At 39.9% G+C, this 24,238-nt stretch carries 21 protein-coding genes; 11 read left to right on the forward strand and 10 right to left on the reverse strand.

Annotated elements, in window-relative coordinates:
• Positions 1-124 precede the first annotated feature (124 nt).
• Positions 125-1,837 (forward strand): electron transfer flavoprotein-ubiquinone oxidoreductase, encoded by a 1,713-nt coding sequence (locus QLG01_RS10590; protein ID WP_151988890.1) that lies wholly within the window; start codon positions 125-127, stop codon positions 1,835-1,837.
• Positions 1,838-1,882: 45 nt separating this feature from the next.
• Here the strand turns inward: QLG01_RS10590 and QLG01_RS10595 are convergent, their stop codons facing one another.
• Positions 1,883-2,263 carry a hypothetical protein gene (locus QLG01_RS10595; protein WP_013199055.1) on the reverse strand — a complete coding sequence of 127 codons (381 nt, stop codon included), beginning with the start codon at positions 2,261-2,263 and terminating at the stop codon, positions 1,883-1,885.
• 132 nt (positions 2,264-2,395) lie between these two features.
• Positions 2,396-2,653: a sulfurtransferase TusA gene (gene tusA / locus QLG01_RS10600; RefSeq protein WP_002053527.1), complete on the reverse strand. Its 258-nt coding sequence runs from the start codon at positions 2,651-2,653 to the stop codon at positions 2,396-2,398.
• 185 nt (positions 2,654-2,838) lie between these two features.
• On the opposite strand from tusA, the gene QLG01_RS10605 reads away from it, so the two are divergent.
• Positions 2,839-3,678 carry a CBS domain-containing protein gene (locus QLG01_RS10605; protein WP_004794939.1) on the forward strand — a complete coding sequence of 280 codons (840 nt, stop codon included), beginning with the start codon at positions 2,839-2,841 and terminating at the stop codon, positions 3,676-3,678.
• Entirely contained in the window at positions 3,675-5,234 is a 1,560-nt protein-coding gene (gene lnt, locus QLG01_RS10610; protein ID WP_111855596.1) for an apolipoprotein N-acyltransferase, read from the forward strand. Before QLG01_RS10605 ends, lnt begins: the two co-directional genes overlap by 4 nt.
• Before the next feature lies 1 nt (position 5,235).
• Here lnt and QLG01_RS10615 read toward each other — a convergent pair whose 3' ends face one another.
• The gene (locus tag QLG01_RS10615; RefSeq protein ID WP_005301940.1) at positions 5,236-5,574 is read right to left on the reverse strand and encodes a tRNA-binding protein; all 339 of its coding nucleotides are present in this window, start codon (positions 5,572-5,574) and stop codon (positions 5,236-5,238) included.
• A 243-nt stretch (positions 5,575-5,817) separates the two neighbouring features.
• Here QLG01_RS10615 and QLG01_RS10620 point away from each other — a divergent pair, with 243 nt between their 5' ends.
• Positions 5,818-6,078, forward strand: a complete 261-nt coding sequence (locus tag QLG01_RS10620; protein ID WP_199987270.1) for a DUF2798 domain-containing protein — start codon at positions 5,818-5,820, stop codon at positions 6,076-6,078.
• 64 nt (positions 6,079-6,142) lie between these two features.
• Here QLG01_RS10620 and QLG01_RS10625 read toward each other — a convergent pair whose 3' ends face one another.
• From QLG01_RS10625 to gspF, 3 genes are all read right to left on the reverse strand, one after another.
• On the reverse strand, positions 6,143-6,487 hold the full coding sequence (locus tag QLG01_RS10625; RefSeq protein WP_151766769.1) for a hypothetical protein: 345 nt from the start codon (positions 6,485-6,487) through the stop codon (positions 6,143-6,145).
• Between the two features lie 269 nt (positions 6,488-6,756).
• Positions 6,757-7,272 carry a type II secretion system major pseudopilin GspG gene (gspG, locus tag QLG01_RS10630; protein ID WP_107880652.1) on the reverse strand — a complete coding sequence of 172 codons (516 nt, stop codon included), beginning with the start codon at positions 7,270-7,272 and terminating at the stop codon, positions 6,757-6,759.
• Between the two features lie 23 nt (positions 7,273-7,295).
• Positions 7,296-8,501: a type II secretion system inner membrane protein GspF gene (gene gspF / locus QLG01_RS10635; RefSeq protein ID WP_005301929.1), complete on the reverse strand. Its 1,206-nt coding sequence runs from the start codon at positions 8,499-8,501 to the stop codon at positions 7,296-7,298.
• A 148-nt stretch (positions 8,502-8,649) separates the two neighbouring features.
• On the opposite strand from gspF, the gene QLG01_RS10640 reads away from it, so the two are divergent.
• The 6 genes from QLG01_RS10640 (at position 8,650) to QLG01_RS10665 (ending at position 16,029) form a co-directional block, all read left to right on the forward strand.
• The gene (locus tag QLG01_RS10640; RefSeq protein WP_250374842.1) at positions 8,650-10,878 is read left to right on the forward strand and encodes a primosomal protein N'; all 2,229 of its coding nucleotides are present in this window, start codon (positions 8,650-8,652) and stop codon (positions 10,876-10,878) included.
• A gap of 76 nt (positions 10,879-10,954) precedes the next feature.
• Positions 10,955-12,799, forward strand: a complete 1,845-nt coding sequence (locus QLG01_RS10645) for a monovalent cation:proton antiporter-2 (CPA2) family protein (RefSeq protein ID WP_282496414.1) — start codon at positions 10,955-10,957, stop codon at positions 12,797-12,799.
• Between the two features lie 163 nt (positions 12,800-12,962).
• Positions 12,963-13,838, forward strand: coding sequence for an Hsp33 family molecular chaperone HslO (gene hslO / locus QLG01_RS10650; protein ID WP_005301920.1), 876 nt, complete (start codon positions 12,963-12,965; stop codon positions 13,836-13,838).
• Positions 13,839-13,973: 135 nt separating this feature from the next.
• Positions 13,974-14,585 carry a LysE family translocator gene (locus tag QLG01_RS10655; RefSeq protein WP_005301917.1) on the forward strand — a complete coding sequence of 204 codons (612 nt, stop codon included), beginning with the start codon at positions 13,974-13,976 and terminating at the stop codon, positions 14,583-14,585.
• A 146-nt stretch (positions 14,586-14,731) separates the two neighbouring features.
• Positions 14,732-15,688 (forward strand): DnaJ C-terminal domain-containing protein, encoded by a 957-nt coding sequence (locus QLG01_RS10660; protein ID WP_005301915.1) that lies wholly within the window; start codon positions 14,732-14,734, stop codon positions 15,686-15,688.
• Between the two features lie 11 nt (positions 15,689-15,699).
• Positions 15,700-16,029, forward strand: a complete 330-nt coding sequence (locus tag QLG01_RS10665) for a chaperone modulator CbpM (RefSeq protein WP_005301912.1) — start codon at positions 15,700-15,702, stop codon at positions 16,027-16,029.
• Between the two features lie 230 nt (positions 16,030-16,259).
• Here QLG01_RS10665 and QLG01_RS10670 read toward each other — a convergent pair whose 3' ends face one another.
• The 3 genes from QLG01_RS10670 to rpsO all read right to left on the reverse strand — a co-directional run bounded on the left by QLG01_RS10670 (position 16,260) and on the right by rpsO (position 20,172).
• Positions 16,260-17,471 carry a magnesium transporter CorA family protein gene (locus tag QLG01_RS10670; RefSeq protein WP_005301909.1) on the reverse strand — a complete coding sequence of 404 codons (1,212 nt, stop codon included), beginning with the start codon at positions 17,469-17,471 and terminating at the stop codon, positions 16,260-16,262.
• An 85-nt stretch (positions 17,472-17,556) separates the two neighbouring features.
• Positions 17,557-19,644: a polyribonucleotide nucleotidyltransferase gene (gene pnp, locus QLG01_RS10675; protein ID WP_171056879.1), complete on the reverse strand. Its 2,088-nt coding sequence runs from the start codon at positions 19,642-19,644 to the stop codon at positions 17,557-17,559.
• A gap of 258 nt (positions 19,645-19,902) precedes the next feature.
• Positions 19,903-20,172: a 30S ribosomal protein S15 gene (rpsO, locus tag QLG01_RS10680; protein WP_002114951.1), complete on the reverse strand. Its 270-nt coding sequence runs from the start codon at positions 20,170-20,172 to the stop codon at positions 19,903-19,905.
• A gap of 210 nt (positions 20,173-20,382) precedes the next feature.
• On the opposite strand from rpsO, the gene QLG01_RS10685 reads away from it, so the two are divergent.
• Positions 20,383-21,681 (forward strand): serine hydrolase domain-containing protein, encoded by a 1,299-nt coding sequence (locus tag QLG01_RS10685; protein WP_282496415.1) that lies wholly within the window; start codon positions 20,383-20,385, stop codon positions 21,679-21,681.
• 700 nt (positions 21,682-22,381) lie between these two features.
• Here QLG01_RS10685 and recD read toward each other — a convergent pair.
• Positions 22,382-24,133, reverse strand: coding sequence for an exodeoxyribonuclease V subunit alpha (gene recD, locus QLG01_RS10690; RefSeq protein WP_282496416.1), 1,752 nt, complete (start codon positions 24,131-24,133; stop codon positions 22,382-22,384).
• Positions 24,134-24,238: the final 105 nt, after the last annotated feature.

Consider the following 24,238-nt stretch of genomic DNA (forward strand, 5'->3'; position numbering starts at 1 on the left):
AACTATACTAGCCAAAACGATAAAAGGCACAATAGCATATTTGCGCCTATGGATTAAAACACTCACGGCAGCACCGAATTTCTGAATATGACGGTTGCCACCTTTAAGTATTGAGGAGTCCTACATGGAACACATCGAACGTGAATCGATGGAGTTTGACGTTGTCATCGTAGGTGCAGGACCTGCCGGTCTGTCTGCTGCGATTAAGATCCGTCAATTAGCGATTGAAAAAAACTTACCCGATCTTTCTGTTTGTGTAGTTGAAAAAGGCTCTGAAGTAGGTGCGCATATCTTGTCTGGTGCTGTGCTTGAGCCACGTGCCATCAATGAACTTTTCCCGAACTGGAAAGAAGAAGGCGCGCCTCTTAACGTACCTGTAACTGAAGACAAGACATTCTTCTTACTTTCTGAAACCACTTCTAAAGAAGCGCCACATTGGATGGTTCCTAAAACCATGCACAATGATGGTAACTACGTTATCTCGTTAGGTAACGTTGTTCGCTGGTTAGGACAAAAAGCTGAAGAACTAGAAGTTTCTATCTTCCCTGGCTTTGCTGCATCTGAAGTGCTTTACCATGAAGACGGTACGGTAAAAGGTATTCAAACTGGTGACATGGGTATTGGTAAAGATGGCGAACCAACGCATAACTTTACTCCAGGCTATGAGCTTCACGCTAAATACACCCTCTTTGCTGAAGGTTGCCGTGGTCACTTAGGCAAACGCCTCATTGCTAAATACAACCTTGATAAAGATGCTGATCCTCAGCACTACGGTATCGGGATTAAAGAGCTTTGGGAAATTGACCCAGCAAAACATAAGCCGGGCTTAGTGATGCACGGTGCTGGTTGGCCATTGGCTGAAACTGGTTCTTCTGGTGGTTGGTGGTTATACCACGCTGAAAACAACCAAGTGACTTTGGGTATGATCGTGGACTTGTCTTATGAAAATCCACACATGTATCCATTCATGGAAATGCAGCGCTGGAAAACTCACCCACTGATTAAACAGTATTTAGAAGGTGGTAAACGTATTTCTTACGGCGCACGTGCTGTAGTGAAAGGCGGTTTCAACTCATTGCCTAAATTGACTTTCCCGGGCGGTTGCTTGATTGGTGATGACGCAGGTTTCTTGAACTTTGCAAAAATCAAAGGCTCACACACTGCCATGAAATCAGGCATGTTATGTGGTGAAGCTGTATTTGAAGCGATTGCTGCTGGTGTAGAAAAAGGTGGTGACCTTGCGATTGCACGTGTTACCGAAGGCGAAGATTTATTCACTAAAGAATTAACTTCATACACTGACAAATTCAACAACAGCTGGTTAAAAGAAGAGCTTTATAACTCTCGTAACTTTGGCCCAGCAATGCATAAATTTGGTCAATGGATTGGTGGTGCATTTAACTTTATCGACCAAAATGTCTTTAAAGTGCCATTTACTTTACATGACTTGAAGCAAGACTTCGCTGTATTGAAAACTGTTGATACAACCAGCTTTAAGCCAAACTATCCAAAACCAGATGGCAAGCTTACATTTGACCGTTTATCTTCTGTATTTATCTCAAACACTGTACATGAAGAAAACCAGCCAGCTCACTTGAAGCTTACTGATCCTTCAATTCCAGTGAACGTAAACTTACCGAAATGGGATGAGCCTGCACAGCGCTACTGCCCTGCTGGTGTTTATGAAATCATGGAAGATAATGATGGCTCTAAACGCTTCCAGATTAACGCAGCAAACTGTGTTCACTGTAAGACCTGTGACATTAAAGACCCATCTCAAAACATCACATGGGTAACGCCAGAAGGCGGCGGTGGTCCGAATTATCCTAATATGTAATAAAAAAAGCCCCGATTATTCGGGGCTTTTTTTATTGGAGTTCGCTTATTGAAAAGGCGGTATTTTTGCTACATTTAAATTAAGGTTCTTTTTATAGAAAATAAATGAGCCTAATAAAAACAGACCAAGAAAACCAAAGTTTCGTGCTAAATCGAAATACCAAACTGATTTCCCAAACAATAAATCAAGAATTAACATGAAGCCCATGAATCTTGTATGTAAAATCAGACTCATCTTTATTTTTGGTTCGGGAGCAAAATATGTATTTCTATAACCCAACAGAATTGAGCCAACAATAATAAGAGTAACTAAAATAATGGTGGCAAGAGTTTCAGATAACCAAGGGGTTTCTAGATTTAATAAACCAGCAATAGAGAAAAACCAAAGACAAATAAATAAGCTTCGTTTCACAAAATAATCATTCATTTTTATACGTCATTTATATACTTAATTTTATAAATTATATAACGATTCTTATTTGTAAAAAATTATCATTTCAAATTAAATTTGAATTATTAATGGCTCCTAATTGTCGTTATTAGAAGCCTTATTATTCTATTACCCTTTCTTCACCAAATAATGAAATTCTTTATGACCATTTTCATCTAAGCGTTCTTCTTGCAAAAGCAACTCATGGCCTAAATGCATACAAAATTTAGGAATATCCCACGAGGTCGAATTATCTGTTGCGAAGACTTCAACCACATCGCCAGATTTAGATTTACGGATGGCTTGATGCAACATCATGACAGGTTCCGGACAACGTAAACCACGCGTATTGAGTTGTACAGTAGGTGAAATGGGTTGCTCTGACATAACAAACTCGAACAAATAGAATTTTCACATTTTAGCATAAACAAATTACTGAGCTGTTAACTGTAACTGGCTTTTACATAACAATATACGTTTTGTCTTTTAGCTTGTTTTATAGATGCATAAGCATCTTTTCTTCGGTATGATTCAAAGTATTCATTTGATAGATTGAGTCTTTAGGAAAGATCATGCAAGAGGAACCAAGTCCGTCGTGGGGAATGCGCGGCTTACGAAAATGGTTAGGCACAGCACCAGAAACCCGTGATGAATTATTAAAATTAGTCCAAAATTCACGTCGCTTTTTAGAACCAGATACTGTTGCCATGCTTGAAGGTGTTCTTGACCTTCCAGCTACAAAAATTCGTGAAGTCATGACACCACGAACAGCAATGATCAGTTTGCAAGAAGATGATCAGTTACTTGATATTCTTGATGTATTGGTCGAGTCTGCTCACTCACGCTTTCCAGTCTTCTCTTCTGATCAGCCTGATAATGTTGTCGGGATTTTGCTCGCAAAAGATTTACTGCCGTTTCTAACCGAACCGAATACCAAAGTCGATATTCGAGTTCTTATGCGTCAACCCTTATTTGTTCCAGAAAGTGCACGTTCCGATCAGGTACTACGCATGTTGAAACATACTCAGACCCACATTGCGATTGTAATTGATGAATATGGTTCAACGGCTGGTCTTGTTACGCTTGAAGATATTCTTGAAGAAATCGTTGGCGAAATCGAAGACGAACACGACACTGCTGATGAAGATGCTCAGTACATTGTTCCGGACAATGACCATACGGTAGCAAATGCATGGATGGTGCAAGCACTTACACCAATCGAACATTTCAATACTGTTTTAGATGCTGATTTTTCTGACGATGAAGTAGAAACTGTCGGCGGTTTATTGCTTCAAGAGATTGGTCTGGTAAGTGATTTACAAGGTCAAACTGTTGAGCTTGGAAATTGGTTATTTACAATCGTTGAAGCAGATGCCCGCACTATTCATCTGATTCGAGCTGTACGTCAATGAGAGCATACTTTGAAAAGCTGTTAGATTCTTCGCAACAACAAAAACAGCTTCCTTTAATTTTTCCTTTACTCATTGCTTTATTTTCAGGTGCCGTATTCAGTTTTTCACTGGCACCTTATTATTGGTGGTGGTTGGCAATATTATCTCCAGCCCTACTCTACGCATCACTACATAAACGTTCGGCCAAACAAGCATTTGCTATTGGCTGGAGCTATGGCTTCGGCTTATGGTTTGTAGGCGCTTTTTGGCTCTACACTTCAATCCATGTATATGGCGATACCAATGCCTTTCTAAGCGTGGGTATGATTGCTGTTATGGCCCTGCTTATGGGCTTATTTACCGCACTTCAGACTTGGGTTTACCGACGTTTCTTCCCTGAAACACCCCTGACTTTTGCACCGCTCTGGATTGTTTTCGAGTGGGCAAAAACTTGGGTATTTACAGGTTTCCCATGGCTGTTTGTGGGTTACGCTTTTACTGAACGTTTACTTGATGGTTACGCACCTCTATTCGGTATTTATGCAATTTCCTTCGTTGTCATTGTATTAGCATGTGCTTTAGTTGAAGTTCTGCGCAAGCGTATTTTCTGGGTTATCCCGTCTGCCCTATTGGTTTTAGGCGCATGGGGAGCATCATATATACAGTTTGTAAAACCTAAAGCTGCTAAACCACTTAGCGTTTCGCTCATTCAAGGTAACATTCCACAAGATTTAAAATGGCTGACTGAATATCAAGTCAGAACATTAGAAATTTATGCTGGTCTGACTCAATCTGAATGGGGCCGTGACCTGATTGTATGGCCTGAATCATCAATTCCACTCTTCCAAACTGACATTGAACCGTTTTTGGATGCAATGGATGCACAAGCTAAAAAGAACCACACTGCATGGGTAACCGGAATTCCTTACTGGGATGTTACCAAATCTCATGAAGTCGGTAGCCCGCTGTATTACAACAGTATTATGGCTTCTGGCAGTGATTCAAGCGGTCTCTATAAAAAGCAGCGTCTTGTGCCGTTTGGTGAATATATTCCACTATCAGGTTTACTCTCATGGGTATTACCAGCCATGCAAAATGATATTAGCATGAGCGGTTTTTCACGTGGTGAGAGTAACCAGAAACCACTCATGATTAAAGGACATGCGCTTGCTGCTGCGATTTGTTATGAAGTGGCTTATCCAAACCTTACCCGACGCAATGCAGAAGACAGCGACTTTTTAGTGACTGTATCTAATGACGCTTGGTTTACGGGTACTGCGGGGCCATGGCAACATTTACAGATGGTGCAGATGCGTGCTAAAGAAAATGGTCGCTGGTTTATTCGTGCAACCAACACTGGTGTAACAGCATTTATCGATCAAAATGGTCATATCACTGAACAAGCACCGCTCGATAAAGAGTTTGTCTTGAGAGGTGATTTACCTGCCATGCAAGGTCAAACTCTTTATAACCGTTTAGGTGATTATCCAGTGTTAGGATTTGCAGTATTACTGCTGATTTTAGGTTGGATTTATCGTCCACGTAAAGTTGACGTTTCTTTTAAATCACGTCGCTAAATTATAATAGCTTTGTACCCAGAGGAACTTCAAACTCTGGGATACAAAGTGCAACATCCCCATCCGCGTTATGAAACCCTGTCACCAAACATTCTGACTGAATAGGCCCTATTTGTTTTTTAGGGAAATTCACTACAGCAACAACTAATTTACCAATTAAATCTTGTGGTTGATAAAGTTTAGTAATCTGAGCACTCGATTTACGTATACCCAATTCTTCACCAAAATCTACATGTAAAATATAGGCAGGTTTACGCGCTTTTTCAAAAACCTCAGCTTGAATAATTTTACCAACACGAAGCTCTACTTTTAAAAAATCATTCCACTCGATTTGTTCCATTTGCATTTTCTCATGTTCTTAAATATCTGATTTGAAGCATATAATATGTACAAATAAAGAAACACCCTCTTTTTATTTCCAGTTTTCAAAATTCATGCTAAATTAAATCTGCTCATCAAAAAGCCGTAAACGTTTACGTCAATCAACGTGCCAACATACCTCCAACAATGCTTGGAGCTATTTGTTCAAAATATTTTTATATTTTTGAATGGCACTGGCGTTTGTTGGTTTACGGAGTCAAAAATGCAAAACTCAAAATCTTTGTCTAGTTTTAAAAAAATTCCAAATCGCTATACATCTATCGTTTTACCTTTTCTTCTATCCATCATTATGACTTTTGTAGTGTCTATGGTCAGTACTTTACGAAGTTTAGGGCTAGGAGAATTTTCCATTTATGTCTGGATGTCTGCATGGACAATTTCTTGGTTAATCGCTTTTCCAACGTTACTTTTGGTCTTACCTGTAGTTCGTAAAATCACGGCAATATTAGTACAACCTGCTTAACTAAAAAAATAAAACGTAGATGTTGAGTCTACGTTTTATTTAAAAATCTGCTTTTAAAATATCATTAAAAAGCGATAGATAGTTCCAAAGATAAATAAGCAACTAGGCTTGATAAAAAGACCATGGGTACATAGCGATAAGCTTTAAACAGTAATTGCTCATATTTAGTAGATATTTGTTTAGCTTGCCAGACACTCGCTTTTAATGCGGTAAAGAAGCTCACCATCAACCATGCACTCACAATACTTAATGCGAAGAAACCAATCATAATTTGGCTACTTCCCTCTGTACTCAGCCATAGCTTTAATGAAACTTCAGCAAGCGGCAATAAACCCAAAATCAATAGGACAGACTTGAGCATTACCCAATGAAACTGAGTCAGTTCATCTAATATGAGAAATGCTTTCATTTAATCTCTCCTTTTTAATTGAATAAAGTGCTTTTTATTTATTATGCAAAGCTTTCATTTAAATATATAGCTTATTTTTCTCTACATTTTAACTTTCTTGTAACTATTAAATATGGGAATAATTCTTATTATAAATCTCAAATATCATTATTAATTTTAATTTATATTTTTCAGTTGTTTATTATATTTTTCTGATTGAGAGAGATTATCAATTCGAATTTATCGGTTTATCTTTTTAACTGAATTGATAATCTCTATTATATTTTTAATTAAGGCTGATAATAAATATCCGCATCATTACCCTCACCACCATCTTTGCCATCTGCTCCAAATGAATACAAATCAAAAGCGCGACCATCTGCCCCAGGAATGACATATTGAATATCGTTTTTCCAACTGTCTTTAGGATAACCACCTTTTACATAGCCACCCGGCATCCAGTTTTTCGCTGTTGCAGGTTGATTAACTAAAGCATCTAGCCCGCCTTCTTGCATGGTTGGGAAATGTCCGTTATCAAGTTTGTACTGATCTAAAGCACCAGCCACACCTTTTAATGTAATTTGGGTGGTATCAATTTTAGCTTTTTCACTACGTCCCATGACATTTGGTACGATTAACGCTGCTAACACGCCTAAAATTACAATCACGACCATGACTTCAATGAGGGTAAATCCTGAGGCACGTTTCATTCGAGCACCGCTCGAACGTGCCGCAAGTCCGAAAGCTACGCTTGAGGTTTTTTGAGCATCCTTAACGTGCTCTTTTTGTTTCATGACCATCTTCATCATTATCTCTAATATCAAAGTTATTAAATCATATTGTTCATATTTACGATTGGCAGCATAACCGCGATTACAATAACCAGTACAATGCTTGCCATTAGAACCAGCATAAGTGGTTCAAGTAATGCCAGTAAGGTTGAAATAAATGTTGTAACCTCACGGTCTTGCATGGTCGATGCACGTTCTAACATGCGGTCCAGTTCACCTGATGCCTCACCACTTCGAATCATTTGTACCATCATTGGTGGGAAATAACCACTACGCTCAAGTTGTGTACCCAAGTTACCACCTTCGGTAACACGCTCAGCTGCATGGGCAATTGAATCACGTATGACCCAATTACTGGTCACTGCTGCACCAATCTTTAAGGCATCGACCAAAGGTACGCCTGAACGAGTCAAAATAGATAAAGTACTGGCAAATCGTGCAGAATTAATACCACGTGACAGTTTACCGAATAATGGCAATTTGAGTGTTAATCGATCAAAAGCATAATGCCCAGCAGTCGTTTTTAAGAATCGTACAAATGCAACAATTCCCACAACTGCAAAAATAATAATAAACACCCAAGCATGACGGATAAAATCACTGGCTTTCATTAAAGCAACTGTAATCCACGGCAAGGCATCTTTGCTTTGGTCAAACGTTTTTACAATCTCTGGTACAACATAAGTCATTAAGCCCATCACAATACCAAAAGACATCAGCATTAAAATGATTGGGTAAATCATGGCGCCCTGAACTTTCTTTTGCATAGCAAAACGGTTTTCGGTGTAATCAGAGAGCTGATCTAAAATCAGATCTAAATGCCCAGAACGCTCACCAGCGGCGACCGTTGCAATATAGAGGTCTGGAAACCGTCCAGATTGCTGCATCCCTTGTGCGAGTGAATGCCCTTCTAAAACGCGAGAACGGACAGATAATAAAAGGTTTTGCACATGTGGTTTTTCACTTTGCCTGCTCACTGCACGTAAAGCTTCTTCTAGAGGAATTGCGGCTGCAACCAAAACAGAAAGTTGTCTGGTCATGAGTGCCAAATCATAAGCACTGAACTTTTTTTGGAATAACCCCTGACTTTGATGTTTATCTTTTTGTTCAACAGGGTCAACACTAATTGGTGTCCATGCTTTATCGCGTAATTGTTGGCGAATCTGGCGTGCTGAATCTCCTTCAAGCACTCCTTTTTGCTGCTTCCCTGAAGCATCAATGGCAGTAAATTGATATGCAGGCATGGTAATGTTCTAATTTTCCAAAAATAATAGTCGCTGCTGTTGCATCTATGCTACGCAATCATTCATATTCGTTCTATAGCCTGTGTAGAATACCCAAGTCCTCTTCACGACGCTATGCCGTTTTTTAAAATTGACGAAATGAGCCTCTATGACCATAACGCCAAAGCCAGATTCAGTTGTTTATCGTGTGCGTGTAGCCGTACCTGTGCATCTGTACGACACTTTTGACTATACACTCACCCAAGCACAATATGAACGGGCTCACGTAGGCTCACGCGTCGCTATTTCATTTGGGCGCCAAAACCTGATTGGCATCATTACAGAAAAAGTAAATCCACATGAGCCATTTACAGGTAAATTTCAGCTTAAAGCCATTTCTGAACTTTTAGATGAAGAACCAATTTTAGATGAACAAGTTTTAAGTTTATTGACATGGTCCGCGCAATATTACCAATTTCCAATTGGTGAAGTTATGCAAACTGCCCTACCCGCGTTATTGCGTCAGGGCAAACCGATGGATGTTTTGTTCCATCTTTGGAAAATCACACCCTGTGACAATGTTGACGCCCTGCTAAAACGTTCTGTTAAGCAACAAGATGCGTATCAAATTTTAAAATTACACCCTGCTGGAACTACAGAAAATATTCTCAATTTAAGTGGTGTAGAAACAGCAACGCTTAAAGCACTTCAAAAGAAAGGACTGGTTGACTGCACGCTCGAACCACATGACTTTAGCCCCACACCTGTTCAATTGGCACAAATGCCGCTCACGCTCAATGAAGACCAAAAGAAAGCAACTCAGCACGTCGTAAATGCACAGCATCAATACCAAGCCTTTTTGCTAGATGGTTTAACAGGAAGTGGTAAAACCGAAGTTTATCTGCACATCATGCACGAGGTGCTAAAGCAAGGTAAACAAGTACTGGTGTTAGTACCTGAAATTGGTTTAACCCCTCAAACGATTTCCCGTTTTAAGTCTCGTTTTAACTGTGATATTGCTTTATTGCACTCTGGCTTAAATGATTCCAAACGCTTACAAGCATGGCAACAGGCACAGACTGGAAAAGCGTCTATTATTTTAGGAACGCGCTCTGCCATCTATACGCCACTGCCACGTTTGGGCCTCATCATTTTAGATGAAGAGCACGACCTGTCTTATAAACAGCAAGAAGGCTTCCGATATCATGCGCGTGATGTCGCACTGTACCGCGGTCACTTGCAAAGCTGCCCTGTTATTTTAGGGTCGGCAACTCCAAGTATTGATAGTTATTATTTAGTCGAAACTGGCAAATTAACTGCACTGCAACTCAACAAACGTGCTGGACATGCACTTTTGCCTAAAATGCATTTGATTGACCTTAAAATTGTCAAAAAACAGCATGGAATCAGCCAGCCTCTTATTGAACAAATCAAGCATACATTGGCTAGAAAAGAACAGGTTTTAATCTTTTTAAACCGTCGTGGCTATGCACCTGTACTGGTTTGTGAAAGCTGTGGATGGCAAGCAAATTGTCCACATTGCGACGCGCATTTTACTTTACACACTCAGCCTTATTCTTATTTACACTGCCATCACTGCGGAACCATTCATCGCTTACCCGATCATTGCCCTGAATGTCAGCAAAAAAGCTTAAAAACTTTAGGTGCAGGAACCGCTAAGGTTGAAGAGCACTTACAAGAACTATTTCCAGATCATGATGTCATTCGGGTCGATCGTGACAGTACCAGTCGTGTCGGAAGCTGGCAAAAAATCTATGACCGTATTCATCAAAACAAACCAACAATTTTACTCGGCACTCAAATGTTGGCAAAAGGCCATCATTTTCCACATGTCACATTAGTTGCCATTTTAGATATTGATGCAGGTTTACTCAGTGTAGACATCCGTGCACCAGAACGTACGGCGCAGCTGATTGTACAAGTCGCTGGTCGTGCAGGTCGTGGTGAACACAAAGGCCATGTTTATTTACAAACCTTAAGACCTGATCATCCACTACTCACCACACTCATCGAAAAAGATTATCGCGCGGTTGCCAAACAAACGCTGGCTGAACGTAAAGTAGCTTTGCTGCCACCTTATCGTTATGCAGTTTTAATTCGTGCAGAATCTAAAGATCGTGACTATACCTTACAATTTTTAAATGAAGCTGCCGAGCAACTTCGTCAAGTCGCTGGTGAGATTGTTGATATTTGGGGACCTATTCCAGCGCCGATGGAACGTAAAGCGGGGCGCTACCGTGCCCACATGGTGATTTTATCTGCTGACCGTGCTCGCCTACATTTTTACTTAAGACAATGGTGGTCTCAATTGGTTCATGCACCAAGACAGCATCAACTCAGGCTATCAATTGATGTCGATCCGCAAGAATTTAATTAGATGATTTGAATATCATGGTGTGAAGAAGCCTTTTTGGCTTTACACTTAAAAGAGACTAATACATTCGAGGCAATGAATGTCATTCCTACTGCAAGCAACAATCTTTCTTGGAGCTTCTCTGATTTTAGTCCCTCTTGGCAAACGCCTAGGGATAGCAACAGTTTTAGGTTATTTATTTACAGGAATACTTCTAGGTCCTAGTGTTTTAAACATTGCACATGATCCTGAAGCAATTATGGAACTTGCCGAATTCGGTGTCATTTTATTGATGTTCCTTATTGGTTTAGAACTAAGACCACAGCGGTTGTGGGAAATGCGTGACTCTATTTTTGTAATGGGAAGTCTGCAAGTCCTCATTAGCGGTGGCGTACTTATGCTGATCATACTATTACTCTTTAAGCAGCAGCTTTCTGTTAGCTTTGTCATTGGTTTTGCCCTTGCGCTATCTTCCACCGCTTTTGTATTACAGCTTCTGACTGAAAAGCAGCAACTCAACACCACTTATGGTCAGCAGTCTTTTTCGATTTTGCTCTTTCAAGATATAGCGGCGATTCCCTTACTTGCCATCATTCCATTATTGGCAGGAACAGAATCAACCCATCACGGGATCGCTTATTTTGCGGCGATTATTGCAACCTTTACGGGCTTGTTTTTGTTTAGTCGCTATGTGATGCGTCCATTCTTCCGCTTTGTTGCCAAAAGTGGAGCGACTGAACTTATTACAGCAGTAGGATTATTTATTATCCTTGCAGTTGTCTTGCTTATGGATACTTTAGGAATTAGCACGACGTTAGGCGCGTTCCTCACAGGTGTATTATTAGCAGATTCAGAATTTCGTCACGAAGTTGAAGCGAGTATTGCACCGTTTAAAGGTTTACTACTTGGCTTATTCTTTATGACCGTGGGTATGACCACCCAACTGTCACTACTCATTGAAATGCCTTTACTTATTATTGGTGGAGCAGTCGGCTTATTGCTCATCAAAACACTGATATTGACTGCCATTGCCCGCTATAAAAAATACAGTTGGAACAATAGTTTGCTTTTGGGCACTTGCTTGGCACAAGGCGGAGAATTTGCTTTTGTAATTCTGAGTCTTGCCAAAAGTGAGAAAATTTTAACTCAAGCTCTATTAGAGCCAGTGACCCTTATTGTGACGTTGTCGATGGTACTTACCCCAGTGATTTACTGGATTATGGCAACCCAGGTCATTCCTCTGTTTAATAAAGAACTCCCACCTGAGTACGATGAAATTCCTCAGCAGGATAACCCTATTATTATTGCTGGTTTTGGTCGATTTGGACAAATTATTGCGCGTATTGCCCGCTTGCAGCACTTAGGCTTTACTGCAATCGACAATAATCTTCATCAAGTGGACTTTGTTCGTAGATACGGCGGTAAGCTCTATTATGGCGATGTGACCCAGCCAGATTTATTGCGTTCTGCGGGTATTGAAAAAGCCAAAGTATTTATTTTAGCGATTGATGATGTTGAGGATTCAATGAATGTCGCTCGCCATCTCAGATTAAATTATCCAAACTTAAAGCTGTTGGCTCGTGCTCGTGACCGTCACCATGTCCATCTTTTAAGAGATTTAGGCGTTGAATACATTTGGCGTGAGACGTATTTATCCTCATTAGGTATGGCTTATCGCGCCTTACGAGAACTTGGTATCTCAGATGAACAAGCCTATAACAATATCGAAATCTTTCGGGATTATGATGAGAAATTGCTCATACAGCAGCAAAGTATTTATACTGATGAACAGAAGATCTTTGAAACACATCGTAATGCCTTAGCCGAACTTGAACATTTGTTTGAAAGTGATGCGCAACAACAGGCTACATCAAAACATGATGTGAATTTAAAGCGCCATTTACAGCCAAATCGCATCGACATTACAAGAGATCATCTAGAATAACTTGAGATTTCAAAAAATGGCTATATTAAGGACTTATTCACATTGCCTAAATAATTGGACAATGGGCACAAAGCTGCCCCTGTCCGGCTTGCGGCTTCGCTGCATTTCCTAAGCTTGATTAAAACGAAATAGTTATACTCTGCTTAGGGCCCTGGAGAATATTATGTCTGATTTACGCCAACGCTTTTATATTGAGAACTTTCCGGTTCGTGGGGAAGTAGTTCATCTAGAAGAGGCATTACAAACTATCTTAGCTCAACGTGACTATATGCCTGCGGTTAAAATTCTGTTAGGTGAAATGTTGAGTGCGACTGCATTACTTGCAAGTACACTAAAAATCAAAGGCCGTATCAGCTTGCAAATCCAGGCTAGCGGTACCTTTAAGTGGGCAATGGCTGAATGTAATCATTTGGGTGAAGTACGTGCTCTAGCTGATTACGAAACGGACCCACGCTTCATCGAAGCAACAGACAGTAGTACAGTTCTTGGCGCTTTAGTTAATCCAGTTTTATTTATTAATATTGAACCTGAATTTGGCGAGCGTTATCAAGGGATTGTCCCTCTTGATCAAAAAACTTTAGCTGGCTGTTTAATGCAGTATTACGATTTGTCTGCACAAATTCCAACTCGTATTGTGTTAGCAAGTACGACCAAACGCTCTGGTGGTTTACTGATTCAGCTTTTACCACGTCATGATGAGGAAGAGCAAAACTTGGTCGATGAAGATTTATGGCCACGTTTGACGATGTTGACCGAAACATTAAAAGCCGAAGAGCTGACCAATTTAGATGCAAACGAAATTTTATATCGTTTATATAACGAAGAAGAAGTTCGTTTACCAGAAATTGAAGCTCTAAAATTTGGCTGTACATGTTCAAAAGAACGCTGTGCAAATGCACTGATTCAAATTGGTGTAGACGCTGTTCATGAAACCTTAGAAGAACAGAACCCTATTCGTATGGATTGTCAGTTCTGTAATACTCAATACACTTTTACTGCTGAAGAAGCTTTAGCATTATTTGGTGAACATTTGAGTTAATTATTAAAATTTATAAAAAGGCGGATATACCGCCTTTTTATTTGTCTGTACTTTTGATGATAGTTTTCAATATTTTATTTTAAATAGGATAATATAAGGCTACTTTATAGCCTATAAATAGATGCTTAAAACGCCATGAATTATTTTGATTATTTTCTCTTTATTTTTAGCGTAATTATTATGATTGCGACCCCTGGCCCCGTAATGATTTTAGTTGCAAGCGCTGGACTTAAAGGAGGCTATAAAAAAGCGCTTGAAACCATTTTTGGTACAAATCTAGCGTCTCTTGTCTTAATTTTTATTTCAGTACTCGTTTTAAAGGGAGTACTGAGTGTTAACGATAGTTATCTCAATATCATTCGTATTTTAGGCTGCCTATATATTGGTTATTTGGGTTTTAGTATTCTTAAAGAAGTAATTCAAGCACCTCATCCAGAAGCGATACAAACAGTTTCAGCACAAAATGGTGGCTTTAAAAAAGGCTTTCTCGTCGGTATTTCAAACCCTAAAGATATTATCTTTTTCTCGGCCTTCTTTCCGCAATTCGTCTCTATTACCCCTCAATTAAATTTAAGTCTAACCATACTCACCCTGACATGGATTGTTTTAGACTTCCTCACCTTATCTTTGGTTTATATATTCTTCCGTCGCCTCTCTAACAGTCATTTATATCCAAAAATATTAGGGCTATGCGGTTTATTACTTTTACTTATTGCCCTGTATGGCTTATATCAAAGTTTCATCTAAATCATGAAAGGTATAGGCCTCATTTGCCTATACCTTTTTCTATCAATTTCATTTTAGAATAGAACAACTCTTATACAATCTAGCTTATTGAAAACTCTAAAAATCGTTTCATAATGAAATAAACAACTCCATCGTGATAAAACATTATGGCAAAAAATTATTATGAAGAATTAGGGGTTACACGCAAAGCCTCTGCTGATGAAATTAAAAAAGCTTATCGAAAATTAGCCCGTAAATATCATCCAGACATCAGCAAAGAAAAAGATGCAGAAGAAAAGATGCAGGCAATTAATGTTGCCTACGACACGTTAAGCAATGCAGAAAAAAAAGCTGAATATGACCAGTTGTTAGATCATCCTCAAGGTTTTAATAACTTTGGTCAGGGTGCTGCACAAGGTGGTTTTGATGGAGCACAGTTTTATCGCCAAGGCTTTACAGGTGGTGAACAAGCAGACTTTAGCGGTTTTGAAGACTTATTTGGACGCTTTGGTGCAGGATTTGGTGGTGGTCAGCAGCAGTACCAAAGACAACAGCGTAGTTATCGCGGTGAAGACCAACATGCCAGCATAGAGGTTGATCTTGATATTGCCTATCATGGATCAACGCAACAGATTACCCTGCAAATCCCGACCATGAATGCTTATGGCGAGCCTGAAGTTCAACGCAAAACCTTACAGGTGAAAATACCAAAAGGTATGAAAGAAGGTCAGCAAATTCGCTTAAGTGGACAAGGACAAAGTGGTATCAATGGCGGTGCCAATGGCGATCTTTATATTGAAATTCAGTATAAAGATACAGACCGCGTTCATGTTGAAGGTAGCGATGTATATTTGACTGTAGATGTAGCGCCGTGGGAAGCTGCATTAGGTCAAGGTATTGAGGTAAAAACACCAGCTGGACCTTTAAACGTCAATTTACCTCACAACGCAAAACAAGGACAACAGCTACGTTTAAAAGACAAAGGGATACCAAATAAAACGCCAGGCCATCTCTATTTAATTTTAAATATTGTATTCCCACCCGCACATTCTGAAAAAGAAAAACAAGCTTATCAGCAACTGGCTGAAGCCTTCGCTTCATTCGAACCTCGTTCATCTCATTAGGGAGCAAGATCATGACAACCATTCATTATCGCGAAATTGTATATGACGGCCATACCTTTAGTGCGGAGGTCGTTGATGAACAATCTACATTTGACCTACAACAATTTGCTCAAGCTTGTGGTCAAAGCCCTGACTGGATTATTCAGTTAATTGAATATGACATTTTATCTGTCGATAATACGCCTGAAGCACACCAATTTATCGGTGAAGATGTGGCACGTGCACGTAAAGCTTATCGTCTGCAACGTGACTTTGACGCAAGTTTGGCAGCAGTTGCGGTGATGTTAGATTTGATTGATGAAGTACAACAACTTAGAAAACAGTTGAAGCATTTTCATTAAGATTTTTTCTTCTAAATAATCTTTCACACAGGTATGAGCTAACGTGATGGGCGGCATGGATGCCGCCTTTTGGACTGCGGTAACAAGGATGTACCGTCAGTCCAAGCAAGGGGTTTTGTTACTTTTGCCCAGTCAAAAGTAAGGATATGCCTAGACAATAAGTATCAAATTAATCCCTAAATTTGAGGCAGTACTAACAAATCAACTTTACTGATCTTTGAAAATTCCTATTACTTCAACCGAGTAATCTTCTCCAATTCCTTCACAGTCTGTTTAATCGGCTCATATTCCAAAAACCAAAACAAATTCATCCGATCTTGACGATGCTGTTGAGCCAGTAAATCAATCACACTTTTTTCACCACGCCCAACCAAGTGCTGTCTATAAAAATAGTACAACAGAAAAATCGTACTAATCAGCATGGCACCCAACATAATCCAGAAACCAACAGGTGATTTAAGACCAGGTATAAACTCAAAGTTCATTCCATAAATGCCTGTTAAAAGGGTAAGCGGCGCAAAGACTGCCGTGATAATCGCAAGAATCCGCATGTTTTCATTGGTTTGGTTTGCAATAGCAGAAAAATGTAAATCAATGGCCGACTGAATTGCACTACGTAACCGCAAAGTATGTTTCTGAATACGTTCAACATGACTCATTAAATCATTTAAACGAACCAGTAAAATATCTTGAGAATTATGGATGTGACTGCCAACAACATGATGGTAATTTTCTACAATTTCATCCCGAAACTCTTGAAGGGTTTCAATTTGTTCTTCACATAAATTTTCGACCTGTTGAAAGGCCATATTCTCATGGAACAACTGGTGCCATTGTTTAAAACGACGATTACCCTGCAATAGTTGTTGTTGCCAATGCTCTACTCTTCTCGTCAATGGTGAGCGGATATCAAGATAACCATCAACCATACTATTTAACAAGCGTAATGATAAATCGACGGGTGAATTCGGTAATTTACGGGTTTTGTTTTGTTCTTCTAAAGTTTTACATAAAATATTTTCGAGACGTTGAATATAGTTTTCAATCGACTTATTCCCCTGCTCGCGCACACTAATCAGCACATCAGGTGTCAAAATAAAACTAATCGGCGTCGTTGCTAAACCAAAAACACTATCTTGTGATTCTGCATGCTTAATTTCATCGTCAGGCGTAACCAATTTCTTAAAAATTAACAGGTCATATTCTTCAAGCGTATCAAATGCACAGGGATGTTCAATGTTGGCAATATCCCGCATATGAAACTCATTAATAACCACACCTGAAAGCTTATGAATCTCTTGTTGCCATTCTTCGTTATGGTTAACCACATCCGTTCTGACACTATCAATCCAGAAAAACTCCAGAACATGTTCACTATGCTGTTCGCGGCTTAAAAAGACATAGCCGTCGCTTTGATGGCGATAAAAATAATAAACCTGCATACCACAACGATCTGTTTTTGTATTACTTGCATCATGCCATAAAAAAAGTCCGCATCAAGCGGACTTTTTCGTGTCATTCAAACAATTATGCTTGTTCAATGTCTTTCATAGTCAATTTAATACGACCACGGTTATCAACATCAGCAACTTGTACTTTCACTTCTTGACCTTCTTTAAGAACGTCAGTCACGTTCGCAATACGTTCGTTTGAAATTTGCGAAATGTGAAGAAGACCATCAGTACCCGGCATGATGTTTACAAACGCACCGAATTCTACAATACGGATTACTTTACCGTCATAGATCTTACCTGGTTCAACTTCAGCAGTAAGTGCTTGAATTTTTGCAATCGCAGCACGAGCAGCAGCTTTAGTTTCACCAAATACACGAACTGTACCGTTATCTTCAATATCAATTGCAGCTTTAGTTTCTTCAGTAATGGCACGAATCGTTGCGCCACCTTTACCAATAACATCACGGATCTTGTCTGGATTGATGTTAATCACTTCAAATGTCGGTGCATGTGCGCTGATTTCAGCACGAGCACGTGAAATGACTTTATTCATTTCATTCAGGATGTGCATACGACCAGCAAATGCTTGGTTTAATGCAACTTCCATAATTTCTTCAGTGATACCTTCAATCTTGATGTCCATTTGAAGCGCAGTAATACCGTTTGCAGAACCTGCTACTTTAAAGTCCATATCACCTAAGTGATCTTCATCACCCAAGATGTCAGAAAGTACTGCAAAACGCTCGCCTTCTTTCACTAAGCCCATTGCGATACCAGCAACTGGTGCTTTAAGTGGAACACCCGCATCCATAAGTGATAATGAAGCACCACATACAGAAGCCATTGAAGATGAACCGTTAGATTCAGTAATGTCAGATACGATACGGATTACGTACGGGAAGCGGTCAGCAGCAGGAAGAACAGCTTGAACACCACGACGTGCTAAACGACCATGACCGATTTCACGACGCTTAGGGCCAGACTCACGACCAGTTTCACCTACAGAGTATGCAGGGAAGTTGTAGTGCAACATGAAGTTGTCAGTTTTAGTACCTGACAATGTATCAACCATTAATGCATCACGAGTATTACCCAAAGTTGTTGTTACCAACGCTTGAGTTTCACCACGTGTAAATAATGCAGAACCGTGAGCGCGGTCTAATACACCAACTTGAACGTCGATACCACGAACAGTTTTAGTATCACGGCCATCAATACGTGGTTTACCTGACAAGATGTTGTCACGTACTGTACGGTATTTAAGGTCTTCAAATAATTCATTTACTTCGTCAGCAATACCAGTTTCGTCATTTTCAGGAACGAACTGAGCTACAGCTTCTGCATAAAGTGCATCAAGTGCTGCATAACGGTCTTGTTTAACCGCAATTGTATATGCTTCAGAAATTTTAGCTTCGAAAGCTGCTTTTAATTGCTCAAGAAGTGCTTCGTTTTTGCTTGGGGCAACCCAAGTTGATTCAACTGCACCAGCAGCAGCAGCAAATTCTTTAATTGCTTGAATCGCGATTTGCATTTCGTCATGACCGAAAAGCACAGCACCAAGCATTTGGTCTTCTGAAAGCTCTTTAGCTTCAGATTCAACCATTAATACAGCAGATTCTGTACCAGCAACAACAAGGTCAAGATCACTTTCTTTCAACTGTTCAAAGTTCGGGTTAAGAACATATTCACCGTTGATTAAACCAACACGTGCGCCACCGATTGGACCACGGAAAGGAGTACCAGCAATAGATAATGCTGCTGATGTACCAAGCATTGCTGCAATATCAGCATCCATAGTTTTGTCAGAAGAAACAACTGTTGCTGTTACTTGGATTTCGTTGAAGTAACCTTCTGGGAACAATGGACGAATTGGACGGTCAATAAGACGTGAAATTAAAGTTTCAGCTTCAGAAGCACGGCCTTCACGCTTACCGTAACCACCAGGGATACGACCAGCTGCATATTGTTTTTCTTGATAGTTAACTGTTAACGGGAAGAAGTCTTGACCCGCTTTTGCTTTAGGTTGAGCAACAACTGCAACTAAAACAGTTACGCCACCCATTGTAATTAAAACTGTGTTTGCTTGACGTGCAACGCGACCCGTTTCTAAAACGACTTGATGTTGACCGAATTGGAATTCTTTACGAACGATATTAAACATTGACATGTATTGTATTTTCCTAATTTTATTCTAGTGAGACCCCTAAGGTTTGGCATTCAGACTACAACTGTTGGTAGATAAATGACAAAGCTTAGAAGCCATCACACTAGGCCAAAAATTTTAAATAATATTAAACGCAAAGAAGGAGCGCACAAGCGCCCCTTCTAAACATCACTTAACCTAAAATTAAGTGAAACTCTCTTTTCAGCGATAAAGCATTGCGACATGCGAAATAGCGAAAACAAAGTGAAAATCGAATTAACGACGTAAACCTAAAGCACCGATCAAAGCAGTGTAACGACCGTGGTCTTTACCATTTAAGTAGTCGAGCAATTTACGACGTTGGTTAACCATACGGATCAAACCACGACGGCTGTGATGGTCGTGTTTGTGAGCTTTAAAGTGACCTTGTAAATCATTGATTTGAGCAGTCAATAAAGCTACTTGTACTTCTGGTGAACCAGTGTCATTTTCAGCGCGAGCAAATTTAGCAATGATCTCTGCGCGGTCTGCATTAGTTAAAGCCATTCGATTTCTCCGAGATGCTTAAAAAAGTAAACGATATGAATCAGTTGAGGCAACTGACTGCCGTGCATCACTACAGCAAGTTGCCTATTTTAAGGTATCTATAGGTGGATTGCAAAATAGTTTTCAGTAACTTGTCATTTTAGACACTGACACGAGCATGCTAACCCTGCACACTAGCTTTGAATAAAAAGAAAGAAGCGCGAGGGACGTGTGAAAATTTTTTCAACCAACACTTGTCCAGTACCGGACAATATTGAGCAAGTTATTCGTCATCAAGATGAAGTTGCTGCTGAACAGGGTGGAATGACTGAACGCCAGATTCAAAAAATCTGGAACAGTATAGAAGCACTATATAAAACCGGAAATTATCCACTCATTACCTTCTGCTTACGTAGACAAGGTAAAGTTTTGCTGAACAGAAGCATTGGATATGCTCAAGGGAACTCGCCGGCAGGACTACAAGAGAATGCCCTGATTGCGACTCCAGATACGCCCGTTTGTCTGTTTTCAGCATCTAAGATGATCACGGCCATGCTGATTCATTTATTAGATGAAAAGGGCGAAATCAATTTGCTTGATCCTGTTAGCTACTATATTCCGGAATACGGCGTAAATGGTAAGCGCCGTGCAACTCTCTTTCATTTATTAGCACATCGTGGGGGTATCCCCTATATTGATGGCGATGTCACACCCGAACTCCTATTTGATAAAGATGAAATTTTAAAACGTTTATATGCTGCCAAGCCTGTGTCTCCTGCTGGTAACCATCTTGCCTATCATGCGGTTACGGCGGGTTATATTTTAGGTGAAGTCATTGAACGGGTAACTGGGCAGGATTTACGTGAGTTTGTGCATCAAACTATCGAAAAGCCAATGGGAATGCCTTATTTCAATTATGGCTTAAAACCAGAAAACCGCTCAGAGGTAGCCTTAAACTGTGCAACGGGTCTACACCCTCGGCTTGGTACCGATCACTATCTAAATCATGTATTAGGTGGAGGGTTGCAACTTGCAGTTGATGTGACTAACGATAGTCGTTTCATGGACACAATTTGCCCAGCCGGCAACATTTATACGAGTGCAGAGCAAGCTGGACGTTTCTTTGAAATGCTTTTAAGTGGCGGAAGCTACGGCGGTCAGCAAATATTCAGTGAGAAAACAATTTTCAGGGCAACACTGCCGACCACAGGCGTTAACATTGACCGTACTTTATTAATTCCAATGCGCTATGCCTTAGGTCCAATGTTAGGTAGTAATCCTGTAGGTCTTTTTGGTCCAATGACGGGGCAAGCTTTTGGTCATTTAGGATTCTCCAACATTTTATGTTGGGCCGACCCTGAAAGAGATATTAGTGTTTCTCTATTAACAACGGGCAAATCGGTCGTGGGGACTCACCTACCTGCTTTAGCCAACGTGCTTTATCAGATTTCAACACAATGCCCACGCATTCCTAGAGATCAGCGCCGATCTTTGTTTGGCAGCGATGCTCATGAAACGAACTTAGTATAAATCAAATAAAAAACCCAAGCATTTCTGCTTGGGTTTTTTGCGCTGTAGTTTTTGTTTATCGTGTTATTTCTATTTTTATTATCGTTGGTGAGATGCTAGTCACATCCTTCTTGTTGTTTTAACTGACTTCCGTTGTTTTGTTTCTATTTCCTTATGTGATGTATTGTGACATATCCAATTATGAAGAAAAGTAGTATTTTTCTTATCATCATGTAAGCAAAAACGTACAGGTCTGTCTAATATTTAATAAATAACGGTTTTTGCCCCATTATCGTACAGTTCTGTATAACATTTAACTTAACAATTCACAGGAAAAATGGGTGTTTAAAAATCATATTACAGATAAATATATTGATATTATTGATATAAATTTTTAAAAGAAATTACACTCAATATTGGCTTAAATCCGAACTTTTCTGATAATTTTTAGAAGTAAATAAAATTGAGAATATAAAAAAGCCCTGTAGTCTCTCCCAAAACTACAAGGCTTAGCGGCTGTAAGTTTCCTCTTTATACACCTACGTCATTGTAAGTTCGCAGTCTCTCGACTTAAGCTATTATTATTGTGCGATTTTGCCCGACATTCCTTGCCAAGCTCGTTGTGCGTTTATAATCTCAAAAACATGGGGTGTACTCTAGCAGCAAATATCTCGAATCTATGTAAGCTTTTTCTTACAAGGGTGAAAATATTAAGTTTGGCTTAACGAACTAACCGATTAACTTTCTGAACTAAACCACTTTTTCGTGTCGTACGAACTGTAAAGGACTGTAGTAAAGCTTCGGGATGAACCAAAAGACTCACTACTTTTTTAGCACGTGTAATCGCAGTGTAAATAAGCTCTTGGCTTAATAAATTCTTTGCGGCTTGATCTAAAACGACAGCAGTGTGTGTAAATTCAGACCCTTGCGATTTATGAATTGTTAAAGCGAATGCACTTTGAATACTTTTAGGTAATCGGTTTGCAGCGACCCATTTATTTAAACTTGGAAAATATACTTCAAACTGCTGAGGTTGAGTTCTGTGTTCAAAACACAGACCAATGTCACCATTTGAAATACCGAGCTGATAGTCGTTATAAGTCATCATGACCGGACGACCAACATACCATCCCCCTGCTGTCACTATTGAAAGTTGTTGCTGTATCCAACGCTGCGCATATTGATTTAACTGCTGTAACCCAAATGGGCCATGACGAACAGCCGTTAAAATACGGTAGTCATCAAATGCTTTTACTACGTTTTGGACCTGTTCAATCGAGCGTTCTTCTTTTAAATAATTTTTTAGGCTTTTTACATATCCTTGGAAACCGAGCATGAGCTTCTGATAATAAATTTCGACTTCTGCGTGATTCCCTTCTGGTAAATACTCAAGCTGAACCACATCTGGCATTTCACTTTGTAAAACTATAGGCTTTAATTCAGAAACCTCAACAATATCAATTTCAAACTGTTGCAAAACCTGCTCATGATTAATCTGACTGGTTTGCATTTGAATAAAACGTGCCACCTGCCCAATCAACGCCCCTTCAGCAAAACGGCGACTGGTTTGTAATTGTACCCTGTTGTCGGCGAGTGCCTGTATTTGTTGCAAGTCAGCAAGAACCGCTCCGACGTCGACGGAAGCCAGCTGATTTGCATCTCCTAATAAAATAATTCGACAAGACTCTGGCACTGCTTCAAGTAGAAGAGTAGCTAGATTTAAATCCAGCATGGAAGCCTCATCCACAACAATCACGTCATAAGGAAGCGGTTGTTTTTGATTAAACCGTGGTGTTTGACTATGTCCCATCCCCAATAATCGGTGAATTGTTTGCGTTCCCTGATTCCTTAGTTCTTCACTCACTAATCCAGACTCAAGCAATTTAGGGTCATTAAATGAGTTCTGTAAGGCCTCTTGCATGCGCTGTGCGGCTTTACCTGTTGGAGCAGCCATCGCCACACGAATATTCGGAATTGTTTGGCTAAGCACTGCAATAATACGTGCAAGCGTATAGGTCTTACCCGTACCTGGCCCACCCGTAATAATACTCAGGCTCTGCCGAGCAACCATTTGTAAAGCTGCCTGTTGATGCGGGTCTGTGAGTAGGTCTAAGTAGTCATCACAAGATACAGGTTGAATTAATTGTTGCTTTAATCGACAAATTTGTTCTGCAAGTCGTTGCTCTAGGTGCCAATATCGGTATAATGCCAACCCCTGCTCATCATAGACGCATGGGGCAACATTTGAAGTTGCTTGATCGGCAGATATAGCAAGCTGACCAAGTGCTGCAATTTGCTCAGAACTGACATCGATACAGCTATCGCCTTGTAAGCTCGCTTCAATAAGCTGCTGCAAGTAAGAAGTGGCTTCTGACCCTTGCGATCGCTCAGTAAATGGAGCCTGATTTAAGAAGTTACTCCACGTTGTTAACCAGCTTAAATCGGCCTGTTCAGAGCTATTTAGATTGTCCACACACTTATCCACCTAGTTTTCCACACGCTTGTCCACATGGTTATAGACAGGCTTATCCACATGCCAAATATTTGTTAATATTAAAATTACATACTTTATCAGCAT

The organism is Acinetobacter sp. V89_4, assembly GCF_029967875.1.
In the GTDB taxonomy this organism is placed as follows: domain Bacteria; phylum Pseudomonadota; class Gammaproteobacteria; order Pseudomonadales; family Moraxellaceae; genus Acinetobacter; species Acinetobacter oleivorans.